Below are 2,787 nucleotides of genomic sequence, written 5' to 3'. Positions count from 1 at the left end.
ACATCCCAGAGGACCGAACCGATGCAGAGAATGTCATGTGAGCGGGTCATGCCCGCCTTGTGCCGCTGGTTGACGCCAGTGGCAAGGGGGTGGGTCTATTCCGGCACTGCGAAGGTGAGCGCGGCCCAATAGGTGTCCCACACCGCGTCATCACTGTCGGTGATGGGCGCGATGGAAACGGCATCGAACAAGTATTCATGGCCCGGTGTGACAGGGATGGCTGCAATTCCGTCCGCATCTGTGCGGTGCAGGGTGATTGTGACGCTGTCATCGGGCGCGCGGTCAAACACTTCAACCTGCGCATCTGCGCGTATGGCGCCGTCGAGGGTCACCTGGACTTGCATGCCGCCGTCAAAATCAGCGGCATATGGGTTGGTCAACGCGATGAATTCGGTTTTCAGACCAAGTGCCCGATCCGTGCCTGCACCATCGCCCACAGCGATCAACGCCTTGGCGTGCCGGGTGTAGCGTTCCTTGAACGGCGGGGCGGGAAAGCCATTGGCTGCGTGCTGCGCCTCGATATTCACGAAATCCTTATGGTCCGCGAATTTCTGAAACTTTGCCCACTCCTTGTACGTTAGTGAAGATGATGTTGTTTCATGCACCACCACGACAAGTCCGCCGACAGGTGCGGGCACATCAAGGGCCGGATTGTCTCCCATCCGTGCCTCGACCGGGCGTATTGTGTCGCCGACGACCACGTCGAAGCGTGCGATGCGACGTTCGAAGTAGGCCAGGTTCACACCCTCGAATGCCTCACCATTTTTCAATCGCGCCACAATTTGTCCCGATGAAGGCACTTGATACTGCTCCGGTTCGATCCAGAACTCATGAGCGGTTGCGCTTGTCGTCAGGATGGCGCACCAAAGCAAAATAAGAAGACGGAAGATATACATGCAGGTTGCCTTTGTTCGAGTGCCTTTGAAGCTGCGGCTTTGGGCTGTGTTGTCAACACTTTGCTGGGCAATCTGGTCCAATCTGGCCGTCGCTCACGAAGTTGTGCCGACGATTGCGGACCTGACAGTGACGGATGGCGCGGTTCGCCTTGACGTGCGAGTGAATGTCGAGGCCCAACTTTCCGGCATTGATCTGGATGCGATTGCCGACACGGATAATGCAGAGAATGCGGGCGACTATGATGCTCTGCGCGCACTGAGTGGCGCGGACGTTGAGGCACGTGTTCCCACGCTTTTGGCGACTTGGAACGGTTTGCCATTGTTGCTGGCTGATGGAGAGCCCGTTGCACTGAGCCTTGAAAATGTGACCGTGCCCGAGGTGCCAAACGAAGAGCTTGCGCGCGTTTCCGACGTTGCGCTGACAGGATCTGTCCCCGCGGGGACAAATAGCGTCCAGGTGACGTGGCCTGATGGCGCGGGCGATCTGATCCTGCGGCAACAAGGGGTGGAAGCGCCTTATACCGGGCTGATCAGCGGCGGTGGGGACAGTGGCTCGATTGCAGTTGCGGGTGGAGACGCGGCCTCTGGATGGCAGACCTTCGGGGCCTACATCCCCGTGGGGTTCGACCACATTCTGCCCAAGGGATTGGATCACATCCTGTTTGTTCTGGGCCTTTTCTTTCTGTCCACGCGTCTGGGTCCGCTTCTTTGGCAGGTCACGGCGTTTACTTTGGCGCACACGGTAACGCTAGCGCTTGGCGCGTTGGGGCTGGTGAACCTGCCGGGCAGCATTGTTGAGCCACTGATTGCGGCGTCCATCGTTTACGTCGCGATCGAGAACATCTTTGCCCGTGGCCTAAACCGCTGGCGGCCCATGATCGTGTTTGGCTTTGGCCTGTTGCACGGGCTGGGCTTTGCGTCGGTGCTGGGCGAGTTTGGTTTGCCCGAGGGGCAGTTCATCCCGGCGCTGATTGGCTTCAACATCGGTGTTGAACTGGGTCAGTTGACCGTGATTGCACTTGCGGCCTTTGCTCTCTGGCTGGGTGTGCGTGCCGCACGTGCGTCCGACCTGGAGGGGCAGGAGGAGACGATCACCGACTACAACGTCATGTTCCGTGCCTGGTCGATGACCGGTTCACTGATTATTGCGATTGTGGCGATTTACTGGGTGATTGAGCGGACGCTGCTCTAACCCAGCGGGTCCATCAGGCGAGCAAGGGCGGCGGCGGGATCTTCGTCGCCCCAGATTTCTTCACCGACGCCAAAGAAGTCGGTGATAGGTGCCAGCCGCTTGACGAGGTCGAGGGTCAATCCACCCTCGGCCACGATGGGCACTTCGATCATTTCGGACCACCAGGCGAACAGATCATCGTCTGCCGTAGCTTCGTCCCCGACACCTGTCAGGGGACCGAAAGCGACGTAGTCTGCACCGGCTTCGCCAGCGGTCATCCCGTCGTGGCGCGAGGTGCCGCAGAAGCTGCCCACAATGGCATCCGGCCCCAGCGCCTTGCGTGCGTCGCGCACGGACTTCGACGCATCAGACAAATGTACACCATCCAGACCCAGCCGTTCGGCCAGTTGCGTGTGATCGTTCACCACGATGGCCACGTCATGGGCATGGGCCACTTCGCGGCAGGCGTCGGCGGCGCGGGAAATGCGGTCTTCGTCGCGGGTGGCGAGGGCAAGGCGGATGCAGGCCACATCATGGGCATCGAGGACTGAGGCCAGTTGATCGGGAAACACCGACAATTCGAACACGGGCGGGGTCAGAAGGTAGATCTGCGGCTGCTCGGGGGCACTCATTGGCGTCGTCCTTTTGTTCTGTTTGTCGCTCTAGCCGGAAAAGACATGGCTTGAAAAGATTTATGCCTCCGGCGGGAGTTTATTTTGC

Annotated in this window: 3 protein-coding genes; 1 reads left to right on the top strand and 2 read right to left on the bottom strand. The window is 59.5% G+C overall.

What is annotated here, in order from left to right; genetic code table 11:
• Positions 1-95 precede the first annotated feature (95 nt).
• Positions 96-896: a DUF4198 domain-containing protein gene (locus AC6RA8_RS22005; RefSeq protein ID WP_500355908.1), complete on the bottom strand. Its 801-nt coding sequence runs from the start codon at positions 894-896 to the stop codon at positions 96-98.
• Here AC6RA8_RS22005 and AC6RA8_RS22000 point away from each other — a divergent pair.
• Positions 895-2,088 (top strand): HupE/UreJ family protein, encoded by a 1,194-nt coding sequence (locus AC6RA8_RS22000; protein WP_500355906.1) that lies wholly within the window; start codon positions 895-897, stop codon positions 2,086-2,088. The genes AC6RA8_RS22005 and AC6RA8_RS22000 overlap by 2 nt on opposite strands.
• Here AC6RA8_RS22000 and AC6RA8_RS21995 read toward each other — a convergent pair.
• Positions 2,085-2,699 (bottom strand): thiamine phosphate synthase, encoded by a 615-nt coding sequence (locus AC6RA8_RS21995; protein WP_500355904.1) that lies wholly within the window; start codon positions 2,697-2,699, stop codon positions 2,085-2,087. The genes AC6RA8_RS22000 and AC6RA8_RS21995 overlap by 4 nt on opposite strands.
• Positions 2,700-2,787: the final 88 nt, after the last annotated feature.

The organism is Tateyamaria sp. (assembly GCF_059783535.1).
This window is presented reverse-complemented; position numbering and strand designations above follow the sequence as displayed.